This window comes from Mucilaginibacter terrigena (genome assembly GCF_004168255.1).
In the GTDB taxonomy this organism is placed as follows: Bacteria; Bacteroidota; Bacteroidia; order Sphingobacteriales; family Sphingobacteriaceae; genus Mucilaginibacter; species Mucilaginibacter terrigena.
The window spans coordinates 578,684-598,457 of sequence record NZ_SEWG01000003.1 but is presented as its reverse complement, the minus strand read 5'-3'; the positions used below and the strand labels follow the sequence as shown (position 1 = coordinate 598,457).

At 44.0% G+C, this 19,774-nt stretch carries 11 protein-coding genes; 1 reads left to right on the top strand and 10 read right to left on the bottom strand.

From position 1 onward, the window contains the following. Window positions 1-11: 11 nt before the first annotated feature. Genes EWM62_RS09840 through EWM62_RS09830 form a run of 3 tightly spaced genes read right to left on the bottom strand, consistent with a single transcriptional unit; the run spans window position 12 to window position 5,083 of the window. Window positions 12-1,952 (bottom strand): hypothetical protein, encoded by a 1,941-nt coding sequence (locus EWM62_RS09840; protein ID WP_129876472.1) that lies wholly within the window; start codon window positions 1,950-1,952, stop codon window positions 12-14. Between the two features lie 32 nt (window positions 1,953-1,984). Beyond that, a complete protein-coding gene (locus tag EWM62_RS09835; RefSeq protein WP_129876471.1) occupies window positions 1,985-2,800 on the bottom strand; it encodes an N-acetylmuramic acid 6-phosphate etherase in 816 nt (271 codons plus the stop codon). A 24-nt stretch (window positions 2,801-2,824) separates the two neighbouring features. After that, the gene (locus EWM62_RS09830; protein WP_238989321.1) at window positions 2,825-5,083 is read right to left on the bottom strand and encodes an alpha-N-acetylglucosaminidase; all 2,259 of its coding nucleotides are present in this window, start codon (window positions 5,081-5,083) and stop codon (window positions 2,825-2,827) included. Between the two features lie 203 nt (window positions 5,084-5,286). Here EWM62_RS09830 and EWM62_RS09825 point away from each other — a divergent pair, with 203 nt between their 5' ends. After that, window positions 5,287-6,036, top strand: coding sequence for a DeoR/GlpR family DNA-binding transcription regulator (locus tag EWM62_RS09825; protein ID WP_129876470.1), 750 nt, complete (start codon window positions 5,287-5,289; stop codon window positions 6,034-6,036). Window positions 6,037-6,054: 18 nt separating this feature from the next. Here the strand turns inward: EWM62_RS09825 and EWM62_RS09820 are convergent, their stop codons facing one another. From EWM62_RS09820 to EWM62_RS09790, 7 genes are all read right to left on the bottom strand, one after another. Then, complete coding sequence (locus EWM62_RS09820) at window positions 6,055-8,343, bottom strand: beta-N-acetylhexosaminidase (RefSeq protein ID WP_238989320.1); 2,289 nt, start codon at window positions 8,341-8,343, stop codon at window positions 6,055-6,057. A 56-nt stretch (window positions 8,344-8,399) separates the two neighbouring features. Further along, window positions 8,400-9,416 (bottom strand): glycoside hydrolase family 43 protein, encoded by a 1,017-nt coding sequence (locus EWM62_RS09815; protein ID WP_129876468.1) that lies wholly within the window; start codon window positions 9,414-9,416, stop codon window positions 8,400-8,402. Between the two features lie 34 nt (window positions 9,417-9,450). Next, window positions 9,451-11,733 (bottom strand): alpha-N-acetylglucosaminidase, encoded by a 2,283-nt coding sequence (locus tag EWM62_RS09810; protein WP_238989319.1) that lies wholly within the window; start codon window positions 11,731-11,733, stop codon window positions 9,451-9,453. A 95-nt stretch (window positions 11,734-11,828) separates the two neighbouring features. Beyond that, entirely contained in the window at window positions 11,829-13,007 is a 1,179-nt protein-coding gene (locus tag EWM62_RS09805; protein WP_162499819.1) for a DUF1735 domain-containing protein, read from the bottom strand. Window positions 13,008-13,027: 20 nt separating this feature from the next. Then, complete coding sequence (locus tag EWM62_RS09800) at window positions 13,028-14,824, bottom strand: RagB/SusD family nutrient uptake outer membrane protein (RefSeq protein WP_129876466.1); 1,797 nt, start codon at window positions 14,822-14,824, stop codon at window positions 13,028-13,030. A 30-nt stretch (window positions 14,825-14,854) separates the two neighbouring features. Continuing rightward, a complete protein-coding gene (locus EWM62_RS09795) occupies window positions 14,855-17,992 on the bottom strand; it encodes a SusC/RagA family TonB-linked outer membrane protein (RefSeq protein WP_238989318.1) in 3,138 nt (1,045 codons plus the stop codon). Window positions 17,993-18,283: 291 nt separating this feature from the next. Further along, window positions 18,284-19,666, bottom strand: coding sequence for a GntP family permease (locus EWM62_RS09790; protein WP_129876465.1), 1,383 nt, complete (start codon window positions 19,664-19,666; stop codon window positions 18,284-18,286). Window positions 19,667-19,774: the final 108 nt, after the last annotated feature.

The window sequence follows — 19,774 nt, the reverse complement described above, 5'->3', positions numbered from 1 at the left end:
TAAACTTTAAATTATCGGTTTTTAATTTTTATTATCCCGGCCATCACGGTATCAAAAATATCCACGGGGAAAAGCGACGGCTGCGCGTTCCAGAAGAAGGAATCATAGCCTTCGTACGTTTGTGCATTAATATGCCTGCCGATAGGTAAATAACTTGGCACATCGTTACAATAGCCTGCAACACTTACGTACTTATCGGGCCATACCGCACGTATAGCGGGGCCATACTCGGTAACTACCTCGCGCGATAGGCCAACAAGCTTCCAATTGCCAATGGTTATGGTTTGCACATATACCGGCATTATTTGGGGAACGCTGTTATGCTGGTAATAGCCAAGCATTAAGTTTGCCCAGCGTACATCCTTTTCGGCATACACGTTACCCGGTTCTTTTACAGCTTGCGTTCTAAGTTCAGTAACTTTTTCCTTGCTCCAGGGATGTGTAGGTATATTCAGGGTATCCATAGTATAGCTGATGTCACCCTTTATCTGGGGCATATCGCCATTGAGTACTTTCAGCACATCGTTACCCAGGTCGGTACCTGTTTTTTGGTGACTGTCATCCCGCGGGTTTATATCACCTGCACAGCCCTGTACAAAAAGCGCTGTTTTCGAGCCGGTTTTTTCTTCCAGCATATTTCTGGATACGCCGGGGTAGTTGGCGCTTACGGTAACCCCTTCGGCACCATCGTTTTTAAATACCGGGTGGCAACCTGTAAGAAATAGTAAATTACTTACCTGGTGCCGGTTGTTTTCAAACTTTAATACATCCAGTGTGCCGTCATAAGGTGTTTCACCATCAGCCGAGCTGCGGTTATGCCCTATATTGGTACTGCCCCTGCCAAAATAGATAGTTGAAGCCTCCATGTGATCTAAAGCGCCTTCTATGGCCTTAACTATTCCGCGCTTTAAGATATTATTAAAATAGATGCTATCGGGAACCTGCCCGTGGTCGCCAAAAGTGGGGAACCATTGTGTAACCGGTGCAAAATGTGTATGCGAGCCATTGATAATAATTGCCGACTGCGGGATCATTCGTTTTTTATAGATGATGTCTTTTATATCCTTACCTAAGGAGTAATCGAACCCAGTAAGATCTAACGTAACTATAATAACCGTTTTATTTTTGCTTTTGATAGCCAGCGCCCTTGCCGAAAGAGTATTATCCGTACTATGGTTAGCCATAAAAAGCTGTTCCTTATCATTAAGGGCGTACAGCCTTTTATTAAAAACCAGCAACTGCTTTATTTTAATATCGTAAGTAGTTGCGTTATACGTACCTATTTTTAACCATCCCTTACCACTGCCGGGTTTAACTGAGTAAAGTGTATCATTTGCATCTACACCATAAATTTTGCTGCCATCATTTACCAGGCTCACAATGTTATTGGCTTTACCAATTGTTTTCCACTTGATACCGGCCCTGCCTATATTTCCCTGTAATAACTCGTTAGCAATGTTAGCAGCGTATAACTTTCCGTTTAAAACGGTGAGGGTATTGGCATTATCTGCTATCCCTATTTTTTTCCAGCCGGTTTTTTTGGTGAGATCTAACGCAACTACATTGTTATTTTGAAGTGCGTATAGTTTGGTATTGGTCCCCGTAATTGCTGTTATTCCCTTTGCCGTACCGGCTTTTTTCCATTTAGCGGTTTGCTGTGTGCCATTGGCAACAAGCAGTTCATGCGCGGCGTTAACGGCGTATAGTTTTTTACCAGCGGCGGCAACCAGGTTTATTTCGTTAAGATCCTGCTTCAGCTTCCACTCAATGCTAAACCTGCCATCCCTTGGTGCACCGTAGCCTGCCAGCGGCACCGAAAAAACGGTTGAATCCGGGTCGATGCTAACTTTTGCAGCGCCTACAAGGAACGTTTCCTGTGCCTTAACGGCAGGCATCCCCAAAAACACTAAAAGCAAAAAAAGATATATAGTAGTAAAGTAATTTTGTTTCATTACAGGGCTTTAAAAATGCCTAATACTAACGTTTATTTTATCGACAACAGGTTGTTTAACGAGTTTTTTACACTGCCCGCGGCCATTAAAAGCTTTTTAGCTTCATCATAATCCGTCATACCCGATTTTTCCATCAGCATCTTAACACTCCTGTCGATAATTTTATTGTTTATCAGTTTAACGTTTACCATGCTGTTATCTTCTACCCGCCCTAACTGGATCATGGTAGTGGTACTGATCATGTCGCAAAGCATCTTTTGGGCGGTACCACATTTCATACGCGTACTGCCGGTAATAAATTCGGGGCCTGTAACTACTTCAACCGGCAGATCGGCATGCTTGGCAATTACCGAACCGGGGTTGCTAACTATACAGCCGGTAGTGATGCCATTTTCACGGCAGCCTTTTAAAGCGCCAAGCACAAACGGTGTAGAACCGCTTGCCGATATGCCAATAACGATATCCTTATTGCTGATAGATGCTTCCTGTAATTTGACCCAGCCTTCAGCGGCATCATCTTCTTTTTCCTCAAGTGCTTCAATTAAATGTTCGGCCCCTCCTGCAAGTATCACATTCACAAGTCCCTTTTCAACACCATAGGTAGTAGGCAGTTCTATCGCATCCAATACAGACAATCTGCCGCCGCTACCTGCACCCAGGTAAAACATCCGCCCCCCTGTTTTAAGTTTCGCCACTATCGAAGTTATTAACGCGTTTACTTGTGGCAAAGCTTTTTCAATAGCCAGGGCCACCGTTTTGTCTTCCTTGTTGATGCTTGCTGTTATCTCATCTATTCTTAATGTCTCCAGGTGCCTGTACTTTGATGGCTGTTCGGTTATACGTATCATTTTGTTGTGGTATATATTAATATTTTATTTCTGAGATATCAGCTTAGGGTTATTCTTGTACTGCTTAGCAATTAATGCCGCATACTTTTTGTGCATAGCTATTGAAAGCGCTACAGGGTCGCCTTGTGGTTTGTCAGCATATTCTTCGTTGCTGTTTACCCATTGCCACTCCCATGCTTTAACTTTTGTATTAAAGGCATGCTGATTGAATTTTTTGCCGGTATTAAGTGATGAATTGGCATCGTTTATAAAAAATTCCCAGCGCTTTTTATAAAAGCCTTTGAACAGGCCCGCCCATTGCTTGGTGCCGTAATCGTGCAATACTGCATCTTTACCACCCCACAGTGTTATAAGGTCCCGGGCATTCATTTCATACAATTTCTTTTCCTGCGGGGTTGTTCCCCAGGCTTTGGCATCGTTGAGCCATTTGCCCAGCAGAAAATCTTTGCGCGTTGCCATCAGGGCATCCATATCATCTATCAATTGCATAAACGCCGCGGTATGTTTTTTAAACGCGGCCTTATCATGCCTTTTAAAATCAGCGGCAAACTGCTGCTGTAATACGGTTGCGTAATTGGCCATTACCTGCCTGCCTATCGATACCAGGTCGTATTGATAGCAATCGTTGTTCTTTAAGGTCGCGGCGGGGGTTATCAGCTCATTCCAGGCATTTATCAATTTTGCCGGGTTATAATCTATCTCGGTTGAAGCCCAATCTGTACTTTTATTAAACGTTGGTCGACCGCTTATTATGGATTCGTAGCTCCCTTCCTGGCTGTAAACTGTTTTATGTAGTATCTGCCATGCCTTTTCGGTGTGCACGTCTTTTTTGCCATAACGGCTGTACGCATAGTTGTTAAGCCATTGGGGCACGTTAACGGGTTGATCGTTCCACGCATGGTGCAGCATCAGTGAATACATTACCGGGTTTTGCTCGATACCTTCCGGGGTTAAGCCAATGCCCGATAATTTACCCCGGTTATTATCATGGACCATCTCTGCGGGTTCTTTGGCTATGTAATCCATATTGCCAAACATTACATTTTTGCCCCCGAAATTGTGCAGCATGCACCAGATCCATTTTTTGCCATAAAAGGCATCTGTTTTGGTCCATATCGGTTGCTGGTCGGCAAACAGGTCAAGTATGATCAGTTTATCGTCGGGTACATCGTTCAGGTAATTTTTAACACGTTCGGGTTTCCAAAAATCTCTCTTATCCCAAAACGTCCATCCCTGTAATATCCAAGTGGCTTTAGGGTCAACCTTGGCCATGGCTTTATATACAGCGGTACCAATGTTACGCACGTATGCGCTGTCTTCGTGCGGCAAAAACATTTCGTTAAATGTATCCGCGCCGTAGAGGTGGTCGGTGTTGCCAAAGGCTTTGTCCTGCTCCTTCATATACCTGTCACCAATTTCCTGGAACAGCGGGTCGTTTGGATCCAGAACATACGCATCAGCAAAACGGCCTTCCCAGCTTACTTTATCAACCTTGGCATTCGGGAACTTTTCTTTAAAGGTTGGGGGCACATGCCCGCTAAAAGCCGCCAATATTGGTTTCATGCCCAGTTCGCGTTCACGGGCTAATATTTTCTTTTCCAGTTCTTCATGGCTTTTCATCCAGCTTTGAGGCAATGGCCCGTTCAGTCCGTCGATATTCCCGGCCCAAAACCACATAAAGTAAGCCGGCCCAGTAAAAAACGCATCCATATCCTTATCGCCGAAGCCCATGCTGCGGTAAACCCTGTCCCATAATGCTTCCTGCCCCGTAAAAGACAGCGGCATGTTAACGCCGTTCATGGCCATAAAATCAATTTCCCATTGCCAGCGGTCCCAGTCCCACCAGGTGGCGGTGTAGGTGAACGTACAAACATTAAAATAGTAGCGATACTCGTGCGGGGTTACCTTATGTACCTTTTGCGGAACCGTGGGGAAAGGCGAAGGAATAGCCAAATTGGTACCGTTCCAACTGATATCACAATGCGCAAGGTTTTTTAGCCAGTAATTAAGCGCGCTTGCTACGGATATACCGTTGTTACCCCTTAATATAATTTTATCCCCTTTGCTCTCAAGTTCAAAAACATCCTTGTCGTTTTCTTTGGCGGCGTATTCTACTACAAAATGATCGGCATAGGCCGGTAAAACACGTTTAATTAAATTATAGCTGGCCTCTTTATTCAGATCATCTGAACCGGATTGACTGGCTGCCTGCACTGTTTTACTGCCCAGGAACAGCAGCATTCCCAAAACGCATTTTAAAAAAGTATTAATGGTATATTTCATAAAGGGTTACTAATAATTGATTCCAGGTTTAGCACTTGCGCTTAAAAAAGCTTTAATTTGATTTAGGTACAAAATACGTTTTGCGTTTTATTGCGTTTTATAATGTAAATATATACGCAAAAATGTTCAATTGCAAGTTTTTCTAAAAATTTTATTCATTTACGTACTTTTGCTATTATCATTTAACTTAAAACCTTAGATCAATGCTAAAAGAAGAACGCATCAAAATCATCATGCGGGAGATCAATTTACATAATAAAGTTCTCTCTACCGACCTGGCTACTATATTAAATGTGTCTGATGATACCGTTAGGCGTGATTTGAAAGAGCTGGTTGATAGTGGTGAAATACTAAAAGTACATGGCGGGGCAATCAGTAAATCATTCGTCCCCCCTTTCTTTAGCACCGATAATGTTTATGCGCAGGAACACAAAAAAGCCATTGCCGCAAAAACCCTCAAGCTATTGAAAAATGAAATGGTGGTTATTACCGAGGGCGGTACCACCATTATTGAATTCGCAAAGATGATCCCCGAGAATCTGCACATGACATTTTTCACCATCAGCCCTCAGGTTGCCATCACATTATCAGAACATAGTAACATCGATGTGATCACCATTGGCGGTAAACTGAACAAAAACGCAAACCTGCATATAGGCGCCAGCGTGATAAATGAGTTGGCCGATCTGAAAGTGGATATGTGCCTGCTTGGCGCCAACGCGTTTTCGGTGAACGATGGGCTTACTGACATTGATTGGGAGGTTGTGCAGGTGAAAAAAGCGCTTATCCGATGTGCTAAAAAGGTTGCAGTATTAAGCATTTCGGAAAAGCTAAATACCAGCCAACGCATTAAAATATGCGATTTTAACCAGGTTAATTACCTTATTACAGAACTGTCGCCCGAAAACCCTTCGTTAGCTGCATACAGGAAAGATGATCTTAAACTGATATAATGGCTAAGGATTTGCACATTATTTACCGGTAAATACGAGGTCTTTCAGACTTTCATAAGCCCCGTTTGTACCCGCCATCCTTACCCTGTTCCCTGCGTCGGACGGGATATATTTTATCTGGATCTTGTGCATTCCTTTTTTAAGGTTGTAAGAAACCGTTTTTTCCTGGTATTGATAGCTTTGCAGATCAAAAGGATTGTAGATATTGCTGTTTCTAACTCCCTGCTCATCATCAATCCTTACGCTGCAACCAACCGATGGCATAGCAAAAGTGTAAACGCCATCACTCGTAATGTTAATATAGCCTTTATAGATCAGCGCGTGATCCGTTTCGCTGTCAAATTTTTGCAGGTCAGGTTCTGTTGCGATACCTTTTTGCGTTACTTTGTTTGAATCGGCATAATCTACTGAGGCAAGCTTACCCGAAATGTAAAAATATTTGATACCCGGCTTCAGCGAAGATATGTTTATCTGAGCGGGTTCTGACGCTGCTTTATTAACCAAGGTTGTTGTGGTAACTATGCTCCTTTTCCCCGAGGGTGCTATCACCATTGTTTTAAGCTGCCGCATTTCTCCTTCGGGGACAACAATATGCAGCGGTTTAGCATAAATATGGTCGGTTTCCCGTACATCCTGGCCATCGGTGTTATAATAGATCTGCGCATTTTCAACAGGCGCTTTTAAGGTCAGTGTAAAATCGGCACCCCATAGCGTAGTATCTTTTTGCCCAATAGGGGTTGGCACTCTGTAAACCGTACCGGCTTTATCAAGCAACAGCAGGTGTTGGGGTAACCTGTTCTCAGCAAAATCCTCGTAATCTTTACGGTCCACCGGTGTCCAGCTAATTTCGACCAGGGCAAATAAACGTGGGTAAAGCATATACTCCACCTTGGCAGGCGTTTCCATATGCTCTGTCCACAAGGGGGCTTCTACTCCTATTATATGTTTTTGTTCAGCGGGTGTAAGCGCAGCCGGGGTCGGGTTAAATGCATACACGCGCGGTAAAGGATTGTAGCCTACACCGATAGCAATAGGTTCCAGTTCGCGCGGGCCCTGTATAAAATCAAAGTACAGGTGCGATTCGGAAGCCATCACCACATCATGCCCCTGCTTTGCCGCGCTTATCCCTCCTTTTATCCCTCTCCAGCTCATTACGGTTGCTTTTGGGGCCAGCCCTCCCTCCAGGATCTCGTCCCAGCCAATAATATCCCGGCCTTTTGAGTTTACAAATTTTTCTATCCTGCGGATAAAATAACTCTGCAACTCGTGCTCATCTTTTAAATGGTTATCCTTTATACGCTTCTGGCAATATTTGCATTTCTCCCACTTGTACTTAGGGCTTTCGTCGCCGCCAATATGGATGTATTTACCGGGGAAAAGTCCCATCACCTCGGTAAGTACATCTTCCAGAAAATCAAAGGTGTAATCCTTACCCGCGCAATACACATCATCATATATTCCCCAATTTTCGGCTACCTTAAACGGGCCGGGGTTGTCGCCGCAGGCAAGCTCCGGGTAGGCGGCAAGCGCGGCTAAAGAGTGACCGGGCAATTCAATTTCGGGGATGATGGTAACGTGCCGCTCAGTTGCATATTTCACAATATCGCGCACCTGGGCCTGGGTATAAAACCCGCCATAGGGTGTGCCATCCAAACCCGACATATCATTATTATAATTGCTTACCGGGCTTTGCGCCCTGTAAGCCCCTACAGAAGTAAGCCTGGGATATTTTTTTATCTCGATGCGCCAGCCGTGGTCTTCGGTGAGGTGCCAGTGATAGGTATTCATTTTATACTTCGCCATCATGTCAATCTGTTTTTTGATAAAATCGACGGGGAAAATATGATAGCCAACATCCTGCATTATACCGCGATAAGCATAGCGGGGTTCATCGTTAATTACAGCGCACGGAATACCTTGCTGACTGGTATCAATTATCTGCATGAGGGATTGCAGACCATAAAACAGCCCGGCACCCTTACCAGAAATGGTAATTACCGATGCAGTTACGGTCAGCGTATAACCTTCAGGGTTTTTACCGGCATACCCGGCAGATGAAAAACTAATTACATTAACTCCTGCTTTGCGAGATCCATTCACGACAGGAATATCCAGTTTATAACTTTGCAGCAAAAAATGATGCAATAGCTGTGCTTCGGTATGGCCTTCATTATCATCGTAAATAATTGCGGCTGTTTTGTTAAGATCAAAAACGCCTTTATTAATTACTACCGATGCCGGGGCCGGTATAATACCAAGGTTTTTATTAGCCACCTGCTGCGCATACAACGAAAGGGAAGTTAACATCAATAAAAAAACAAGACACTTTATCTTCATAAGTTTTTCACAAAAATACGCAGGCATTACTTATCTGTATAGGTAAGCTGCTTAAACGTTGCCGGGTCAATTTCAAATTTATCGGCCCCGGCGCCATTGGCTGTAAATTTACCACTTACTATGGCTGTTTTACGAGGGATAACCACTGTAGCCGAATTATGAACATGCAATACATAATTAAAATTGCCATTCGCATCTGTAAAAAGATCGCCGTGGCCCGGGCCATTATATTTGAGGTTAGCTTTGCTGATAATAGGATTACCGGTGTACTTCACCCAGGGGCCAAGTGGGCTGCTGCTTACCGCGTATCCAACCGCATAATCAACGCTCCTAAAATCGTTTGCCGAATAAAACAGGTAATAGAGCCCGTTACGCTTGATAACCGTTGGCCCCTCGGTAACAGATGCACCTGCGGTTTTTTCCCAGGGCTGGCTATTGGTAACAGCAGTTATACATTCGGTTAATGTGTTAGCTTTTATACCTGTATAGTCTTCATTTAATTCGGCTACGTATATGCGGTTGCCATTTTGCAGCCTTACGTGGTATAAATATGCTTTGCCGTCGGTATCAAAAAACACAAAAGGATCTATTTGCTTTGCGGTTGCCGGCAGCGCCTGTTTAACTGTTTGAACAAATGGCCCTACCGGGCTATCGCTTTGCGCAATGGCTATATTTTCGTTGGCTGTATAAGCCATATAAAATTTATTATTAGCATAAAAAACCTGCGGCGCCCAAAAACCGGCAGTACCATAACTATCACCGTTTATTAATGCATAACCATTTTTTGTCCCAGGTGGTATGGTCCAATTTTTCATGTCTTTTGAGGTATAAACCAAAAAACCTATATCGGCATTTACATCATTAGTGCCATATAAGTAATAAGTACCGCCATGATAAAAAACGGTTGGGTCGGCCTGGTACATTTGCTTTTTTACAACAGCAACAGTATCCTGCCCTTTTACCTTTGGGGGCGTTGCGCTTTTTTTTGCGCAGGAACCTACGAGAAAAATGACCAGCAGGCCAAAAAGATATTGCTTTAACATATAGTTATATTTTTAAAAACACGGGTACTTCTCCTTAGTTAACTTTATTTTTCCTGATTTTTTTAAGTGACTTTGATGTGCTTTTAGCGCGTGCGGCGTAGGCTGTTTTTATCATCATACCATATTTTACATACATCTCTCCGGCGGTTTTTACAGAATCGCCTACGGCTGTACTTGAGTAGTCTTCATGGCTATTCACCCAGCTCCACTCCCAGTTTTTTATATTTTCTTCAAATTGCTTTTGGTCTATTTTTTTATGCAGGGAGGTTTGTTTATCCACGTAGCTGAAAAACTGTATCCAGCGGTGTTTATAATAGCCTTTTAACATCCCGGCCCATTGCTTGTACGCATAATCGTGGATGCCGCAATCCTTATCGCCCCAAAGCGATACCAGGTCGCGGGCATTTTTTTCAAATAGTTGCTTTTCGTCCTGGTCGTCGCCATAGCTTTTGGCATCATTTAACCACTTACCTAATAAAAAGTCTTTCCGGGTGGCCAATAGCTTGTCCATATCATCTATCAGCGTTAAAAACAGTGCGGTTTGCTTTTTATAAGATGCCATATCACCCCGCCTGTACGATGCCGCGAACTGCTGCTGAACATGGTTGGCATAATTTGCCATTACTTGCCGGCTTATATCTACCAGGTCGTACTGAAAGCCATCATTGTTTTTAAGCTGGCTGCTTGCTGCCAGTAATTTCTCCCAGGCGGGCAGTAAGTTTGCGGGTTTGTAGTGTAGTTCTGTATGCGTCCATTTCGCCTCCTTTTCAAATGTTGGTCTACCTGTAATAATAGACGCGGTTCCCCACCAGGGCTGGCCGCTGTAAACCGTATTTTTTAATACTGACCAGGCGCTTTCGGCATCAGCATTATTTTGCCCATACCGGCGATGTGCATATTCCTTTACCCAGTTATCGAGGTCAATGGGTTTATCTTCCCAGATGTTATCGAGCATTAATGCATAAATGGCCGGGTTTTGGTCAATAGCCTCCATCGTTAGCCCGATCCCCTGCATTCTCCCTGATCCTGGATCGTGGAGGGCAAGGTTAGGGTCATTAGCTATGTGAGCCATATCGCCATACAGGCTATTGGTCCCGCCAAAATTATGCAGCATACACCAGATCCATTGTTTACCGTAAAAAGCCTCGTTCTCTTTCCATTGAGGGATAATTTCGCCCCATAGATCTAACACGATGAGTTTATCGGCAGGCACGGAATTTAACAGGCCTTTCATTTGGGTGGGTTTCCAAAAATCGGGGCTATAACTAAACATCCAGCCCTGCATTACCCAGGTAGCGGCCGTATCGTTTGATGCCATTGACTGGTAGATCTTTTTCCCTACCTGGTCTAAAAATGTAGAATCGTTAGAGGGCGGCATCATTTCATTAAAAGTATCGGCCGAGTAAAAATGGTTTGTACCATAAATACGGTTCTGCTCTTCCATAAACTTTTTCCCGATTACCGTGAACGTGGGATCGTTGGGATCAAGCATACTCGAAAAAGCTACACTCGGAAAATCATCGCCCCAGGTTGTTTTAAACAATTTGGCATTGGGGTAATGATCTTTAAAACTACGGGGCACGTGGCCCGTAAATGCAGGCAAAATAGGGGTCATACCCAGTTCCCTTTCGCGCGCCAGAATCTGTTTTTGCAGCGCTTCGTGCTTTTTCATAAAGCTTTGGGATAGCGGGCCACCCCAGCCATCAAGGTTGCCCATCCAAAACCAGTTAAAATAGGCCGGGCCGGTAAAAAACCCTTCGAGTTCTCTATCGGTGAAGCCCAGCCCTTTATATACATTGTACCATACCGAGTTTTGACCTGTTAGCGCCAGCGGCATATTTATACCGTTCATGGCCATCCAGTCTATAGCGCGTTGCCAGCGGTCCCAGTCCCACCAGGACGCTGTATAATTAAATGTGCAGTAGTTGAAGTTGTACCGGTATTTATAGGGAGTTGCTTTCCGTATTATGTTGGGAACAAGGGGCAATACATCCGGGATATCGTGCACTTCGGCGGTGTTCCATCCTATATCGTAATGCGCGTAGTTTTTTAAATAGTAGTTGAGCGCACTGGCTACCGAAGTTTCGTTATTACCCCGTAGTACGATCTTTTGACCGGCGCTTTCCAATTCGAACACATCCTTTGCACCGTCTTTTGGGATAAATGCAACCTCAAAACGCGCTGCATGTTTTGGAGTGATACGATTGATGAGGGCGTAGCAAGCATTTTTATTAAGTGTATCAGCAGCAAAAGCTGTTACTAAAGCACATGACAACATAAGGCTTAAAAAGCCGGCTTTAATTTTAAATCTCCACATAATAAAAATGATTAAGGTTGCACTTTAAGTGCTGATTGGTAAAAGAGGATAAGAACCACGGCCCTTATCCTCTTTTATGTAATATTAATTGCGGGTTATTTTAACGCCCAGAAACCTTTGGGGTCAAACTCATATCGCCATACATCGCCATTGGCATCAAGGCCCAACAGGGCATCACCAAAAGGAATCACCCTGGTGTACATATCCCAGCCGCTTCCTACCTTACGTGTACCAGAAACTTCACCGTTTTCGGTTACCTGGCTTTCCCACAACTCGCCGTTAGCTTTAACGCCTAACAGCGTGTTTTTATACGGAATGATCTGTGTGTACTCGCCCCAATTGCCATCTACACCAAACACACCACCGCAAAAACATCCGGCGAAAGGCCATCTTGTAAGCGCTTTAGATTCGCGGTTACGGTTATAAATATTGTTTTTATAGCCTATGATCAGGTCATTATTATCCCAGCCCGAACCAACCTGGTTACCGCCCTGGAACTGCCCCGTCTGGCTCCACAAGTATTGCCACATATTACCGGCATCGTTCCTTATTACCCACCTGTCGTCAAACGGGATAAATATCTGCACATCGCCCCAGCCAATGCCTATGGTAGATGGCGTGTCAAAGGTACCATCGGCCTTTACCGGAAAGCGGTACATATTATTATCGGCCTGCCTTGCAATTAATGCAAGATTGGCACCCGAACCATAAGGAAAGGCTTTAATAGAACCGTTATCAAGCTTTAAAACATGCTGGCGGGGCACATCGCCAGGCGCATAACTTGGCGTCACTAAAAAATAAGTGGTTTTTAGCTGGCTGTTAAGGCGCAGGTTAGCGCTGTTTGTGGTGATGGATACCGGCAACAGGTACGATTCAAATACGTTAAGCACGTCCTTAGTTTTAACCTTAACTTTAAGTGACCCTGTGCTAAGGCCTCCGGATGGAATTACCCCTTGCTTATCCAGTTCGTAACTCCCCTCGGGCATAATTTTATAGGTTGTACCGTTGGCCATGTTAAAAGTATCAACCAGTGCCGCCGATACATCAAAATTTACCGTGATATCGCCATTAGGTTTGCCCGGGCCGCCATACGAGGCGCTGAACAAAATTGCCTGCGCGGTATCGCTCATTAATAAACCTTTGGTAACCGTGGCGTTGTGGGCCTGGGGCATGTACAGATCTTTATACTGATCGCCACCCGGGTATTTATATTCCTGCTTGCAAGCACCTAACATTAGTGTTATTGATGCTATTGCTGTTAAAATTCTTTTCATAATATTATGTTGGTTTAACATTACCATCCTTTGTTTTGAACTAAATTGGGGTTCTTACTTAATTCGCCCTGCGGAATTGGGAACCAGTAATGTTTAGGCGCTACAAACACCCTTTTTTCAATTACTGTCCTTTTATAAAAAGCATCATCAGTAAAAGAAGTCCCGGCGGCTACATCCATACCATGAATTTCTTTATTATCGGTAACCTCGGCAATTTTCCACCGCCTGGCATCAAAAAAGCGGTGTGTTTCAAACGCAAGTTCGATGCGCCTTTCGTGCCTGATCTTCTCGCGCATCTGGTCTTTTGATAAACCGGGGGTTAGCGGCGGCAAGCCCGAGCGGTCGCGTATCAGGTTCACGTATTTATATACATCACCAATCGGCCCCTGGTCTTCGTTCAAAGCTTCGGCGTAGTTTAGGTATTGCTCGCCTAACCTAAAAAATGTCCATGATTTGGTTACAAATTTTCCTTCGGTGATAACCACGGTCGAGTCAGAGAACTTCTTCATCAGGTACCCGCAAATGGCATGGTCGCGCCCACCGTTGCGCCTGCTATCGCGCCCCGAGTCGTAAAACTCTATCCTTCTGCCCGCCCACTCCGAACCATTGTATTTGATGCTCGCGTAAAAACGCGGTTCGCGGTTTACATACATGTTTCGTGTTCCTGCTTCAAAATATCCCTTGGGGTCGGCAGCGGCCGAGTAGCCACTTTCAACATATCCTGATGCCGGGTTAACGATAGGCGAACCGTCTGCATTATACCCGGTTATAGGGGTGGTTCCGTTTTTCATCTCGTAAGCATCAACCATTTCCTGCGTTGGCGAGTAACCAGACCAACCGCCCATCCCGTTAGGGAAAGTACACCTGTCCATATCTTCCATAGCACCAACCCAGTTCCTGGCAAATAGTATCTCCTTATTCCAGCGCTGTATAAATAAGCCCTGGTAGTTTTTAACAGGGTCGTTATCGGGCGACCGGTATAAGCCATGCCCCGCCCCTTCAGCCTGGTCAATACAGGCTTTTGCAGCTTTCCATGCTTTTTCCCAAAGTGTTGGGTCGGGCTGGGTTGGGAATAATGACACACCATCTTTATCCACAACACTTGAAAAGGCAGGGTCGCCGTTCCATAATGGACTGGCAGCATACAAAAGAATACGCGCTTTTAGCGCAAGCGCTGCAGATTTAGTTACTTTTCCGTAATTCCTGTCCTCGGTAATGGCGGCATCTAAAAAAGGCACCGCTTTATCACATTCATTTACTACAAAGTCAATACACTCCTTTAGGGGGGCGCGTTTAAATTTCGAGAAGTCGGCTTCGGCCGGTATTACTTCTGTTATCAACGGTACGGGGCCGTGCGTACGAATGATGGAGAAATAAAAGAACGCCCTCAGGAAGGTAGCTTCTGCTGTCCACTTTTTCTTCTCATTATCGTCAATCGGCACTTTATCAACGTTTGCCAAAAATATATTGGCTTTGCGGATACCGTCATAGTTGGAGTTCCAGATGTTTGTCGGCACCCCCTCGTCTGATGCGTTCCAGGCACCCGAGTTCATCAGGTTTGTATATTTTTCGGGCCACGGTACTTTCATCTCGTCGGTTGATGAAACAAACGGGTTGCGGCCCCATGGGTCAACAAAGTTTATCTCTTCGGGTAAAAAATAATATACGTTTGATAGCCATGCCTCGGCATACTGGCGTTTGGAGAATACGTCTTCTACCGTAAGATCCTCGTTCGGTGTTTTGTTAAGAAAGTCTTTCTTACAGGCATTACTTAGTAACGCCAGGAAGAATACACCAACCAAAATTTTCCTTTTCATCTTTTTATATCTTAAAATTTCTTTATTCAATTAAAATGTGATCTGTAAGCCAAAATTCAACCCTAAACTTATAGGGTAGCCTGGCGCGGTACCACTGTTGGCTTCGGGGTCAACAATTTTCACGTTATCCCAGGTGTAAAGGTTTGTACCGTTTACAAAAGCCCTTATCGTATTTAGCTTTATCCGCTGCACCAGTTTTTTTGGAAATGTGTATCCAATTTCGGCATTACGCAACCTTAGGTAACTGGCATCGCGCAGCCATAAGGTCGAGTTTAAAAAGTTGTTAGGGCTATTGGCAACACCCACTGCAGGATATTTGCCGTTAGGGTTACCTGGTGTCCACCGGTTGTTGTAGTATTCTTTTAACACCGCGCCAACACCCTGCCCGTCGGTAAATGGCCATATGCTTTGGCCGTCTAATATCATGCTTGTACGTGCTGCACCTGTGAAGTATACGCTAACATCAAACCCTTTATAAGCTACAGTTCCGCCAAAGCCGTACATAATTTCGGGCAGCCTGGAGTAACCTATCGAGGTTACATCATTAGCGTCTATTTTCCCATCGCCATTAATGTCCTGGTATTTAATATCGCCTGGCCTTACATTTACCTGGAAGGTTTGCACCGGGCTGTTATCAATTTCTTCCTGGTTTTGGAATATGCCCAGCGCTACAAGCCCGCGCTGCTGATCGAGCGGCTGATTTTTTAACGAAAGGTTTGAGTACTGCGGAAATGGCTCATCATTTTCAATAACTTTGTTATGCGAGTAAGTAAAATTGCTTCTGATAGAGTAGAAAAGGCCATTTGAAGCGGTCTTTTTAACCTCAAGCAATGCATCAATTCCTCTGTTTTCAACTATTCCTATGTTGCCGTATGGTTTTGATGCGGGCAAAATCCCTGTGTACTGGGGGATAGTTTGCCTTACCAGTAATATATCACTTCGCCTTTCGGTGAAGAAATCTGCCTGCAGGGTTATCAGGTCTCTGAATAACGACAAGTCTACTCCAATATTGGTTTTTAAAGAGCGTTCCCATGTTACGTCGGCGTTTCCAGAGCGGTCTTCGGCAATACCATTACCCGGGGTAGCTATGGGGTTTAAACCAAAAGCCGCGGAAGGTGCTGTTGTAAGCACACGTGTAAGAAACAAAAACCGGTCGCCTATCTGGTCATTACCAACCAGGCCATATGAGCCGCGGAATTTTAACTGATTGATAAAATCAATGTGCCAAAATTTCTCGTTAGAGATGATCCAGCCTGCAGAAATAGAGGGGAAGAAACCAAATTGCTTACCTTTAGGAAAGTTTTCGGAACCGTTATATCCAAAGTTAAATTCGGCTAAATACCTGTTATCATAGTTATATGTTGTACGACCGGCTATACCCAAACGCCTGAAAGGCAAAGAAGCAACAGGGTCGCCCGCTGTAAGGTCAACATAGTCACGGGTATTGCCAAGTATTAAACCTGATAAGTTGTGTTTTCCTATAACCTTATTATAATTGACAGATATCTCGGTGTATAAGGCACGCTGGGCACTGCTGGCCAAATTATAACCCAGGGGTTGCTCTTCCCTAAATATCGCATATTTATCTTCGCCGGTTACATCATCCTTACCTAAATATTGCTTTGATGCATAAATTTTCCCCCTGGTTGTTATATTAGTTGTATACCTGTCATACCCAAACCGGCCGTTTAGCGACAAGCCTTTTGTAACCAACGAACTAAGGTCCCACTTAACATTTAAGTTAGTTTGCAGTGTGCTGTAATCCTGCGACTGGTACCCTGTTTGTGTAGCTTGCCCATAAGGGTTTGTGCCGATATAAACGCCCACACCACCGGGGCTGCCATCGGGGTTGGTTACCGGGTATGCAATTGGCGCGGTTAACCGCAGGGCATCAAATATACTGCCCGAAGAAGAGCCCGGATAATTACGGTACTGTACGTTGCCGCCAACACCCAATTCAAGTGTTAATGATTTTGACAGGTCGATATCAACATTCGACCGGAAGTTGTACCTTTTTAAATCAGCATTGGTGTTAAACGCCTGCAGGTTATCCACTTTGTAAATACCGTCCTGCGTTACATAACCAACATTTACAAAGTATCGTACATTGCTGGTACCGCCCGTTACGTTTAAGTTATTAATTTTTTGTTTGGATGTTTTTTTCAGGATAACATCTTCCCAATTAACATTCGGATAAAAATATGGGTCGGACTTAGTCCTGAATTTTTCAAGTTGTTCGTCAGTCCATCTTGGAGTACCGCCTGTATTTAAAAGCCCCTCATTCTCTAAAGATGCGTATTCGTACCCGTCGATATATTGAGGGATGCGCTGGAATGTTTGGGTGGCAAATTCTGTACGGAAATTGATCTTTGGTTTTCCAAGTTCACCACGTTTGGTAGTAATTAATATAACGCCATTTGCACCGCGGGCACCAAAAACAGCCGTCGCGGAAGCGTCTTTTAATACCGTAAAGCTTTCTATCTCCTGTGAATTATAAAAGTCGAATGTAGGGCGTTCAACACCATCCACCAGTATTAACGGTGTGCGCCCACTGCCTGCAAATGTGGCAATACCGCGGATATAGATCTGCGACCCATCGTTCCCCGGTTCACCGCTGGATTGCCTGCTTAATACACCCGGTAGCTTGCCGCTTATGGCATTACTTAATGATGCGCTGGGGTATCTTTCGATCTCTTTTACCGAGATAGACGATTGTGACCCCGTTACCGATATTTTTTTCTGCGTACCATAGCCAACCACTACTACCTCGTTCAGCTTGTTTTCTGCATCGGGCAAAAGCTGTACGTTTAAAACCTTGGTTGAGCCGATCAAAATTTCCTGCGGTTTATACCCTAAAAACGATACGACCACAATTTCGGTCTCATCTTTTATCTCGATAATGAACTTACCATCAATATCTGCCGATACAGCCCTGTTTGTTCCCTTAACACGTACTGTAGCGCCGGGTAACGCTTCGCCCTTTTCATCTACCACCCTACCGTTTAAAACCCACGATGGTATATCATCAGGCTTATTTATTAAAAAACCCTGCCCGTTTTTAAATTCGTTAGGCGATTTGGCACCCCGGGGCGAAAGGGGCGACGCCCATGCCTGGCCCGCGATTAGTAAAAGCGATAAGGCAACCATGCGATGTAAAAGTTTATTCATTTGATTAATAATAAAATGTCTAAAAAAAGTTTAAAAATATTGGCCTTGTATCACACAACTATAAGTTGCTCAACAGTATAAGTAAAATGGTAAAAAAAATTAAATGCGGTTTAATGCGTTTTGTTCAGTAAATATAAACGCAAATAAAATCATTTCCAAATATTTGTTTATAATTTGTAATATTTATTTTTACAGCTAAATAATAGTTAATTTAAATAACGGTAAAAAAAAACTTGCGTATAGTCAAGAAAATAAAAACAGCAATTTAACGCAAAATTAAGAGGCAGTTATTTATACAATGCCAAACAGCGTATATAATAGGATCACTAAAAATACAGCTGCGGTTTTAAAGGCTGTCATTACAAATATATCCGCGTATGATTGTTTGTGCGTTAGCCCGGTTACGGCCAAGAGCGTTATAACAGCGCCATTATGGGGCAGGGTATCCATCCCCCCGCTTGCCATTGCCGCTACGCGGTGCAATACCTCGGGGTTAATACCATAATGCGCGGCTTGTTCCAAATATTTTTGCCCCATTGCGGCAAGGGCGATGCTCATACCGCCCGATGCAGAGCCCGTTATACCCGCAAGGGTGGTGGTGGCTACCGCCTCGTTCACCAGCGGGTTTTTAAATGCGGCAGACATAGCATGGTTTATTATTTTAAACCCTGGCAGGATAGCGATGATCCCCCCGAAGCCGTACTCGGATGCGGTATTTAGAGTAGCTAATAAAGCGCCGGCTATTGAGTGATTGATGCCCGAATTAAAATTCGCCTTTATGGTTTTAAACGCGAATAGCAATACCGTTAAAATGCCAATAACCAGCGCCCCCTCAACCGCCCATACAGCTGATAGCTTTGAAATATCAATAGCAGGATAATCGCCTGGTAAATTGAAAAATTTACCGTAAGTTTTAGGTATTAAAACCGTAAAAACCTTGTTGAAAACTCCCACAAGCAACAATGGCGCAAACGCTATAAATATATTCGGCAGTTTTTGCTCTATAAAATTATCAGGTTCGTTTACATGGCCGGTACCGTAGCCCTCGCCCTTTTTAAACGCACGCCTTCGCCGCCACTCTAAATATATCATCCCGCATATCAGTATAAATGTGCCTCCTATCAAACCCAGGGCCGGGGCAGCCCAGGTAGTAGTATTAAAAAACGTGGTTGGTATTATATTTTGAATTTGGGGCGAACCGGGGAAGGCATCCATAGTAAAAGTAAAAGCGCCTAGGGCTATTGTGCCGGGGATAAGCCTTTTGGGGATATCTGCCGCTTTAAAAAGTTCGGCAGCGAATGGATATAATGCAAAAGCAACCACAAATAGTGATACGCCGCCATAAGTAAGTATAGCACCAACCAGCACTATCGAAAATATTGCTTTGTTTTTACCAAAAGCTTTAACTACGAACCGGGTTATTGCTTTGGCAAAGCCCGACATGGCAATTACCTTTCCAAATATGGCGCCTAATAAAAACACCGGGAAGTAGAGTTTAATAAATCCTACCATTTTTTCCATGAAAACCGCCGAGAATAATGGCAATACAAATTGCGGGTTTGTAAGCAAAACCGCAAGCAGCGCTATTAAAGGCGCAAATAATATAACACTGAAACCCTTGTAGGCTACGTACATCAATAAAAATAACGCTGCCAGAATTATTAAAATGCTCATGTAATTTGTGTTTGTATATTTACCACTTTATGGCCAGCGGAAAAAATTGAGGAGGATGTCATTGTTTGCGTTTTTTGTTAAAAGCAAAGAGGCCGCGTTACCAGCCCC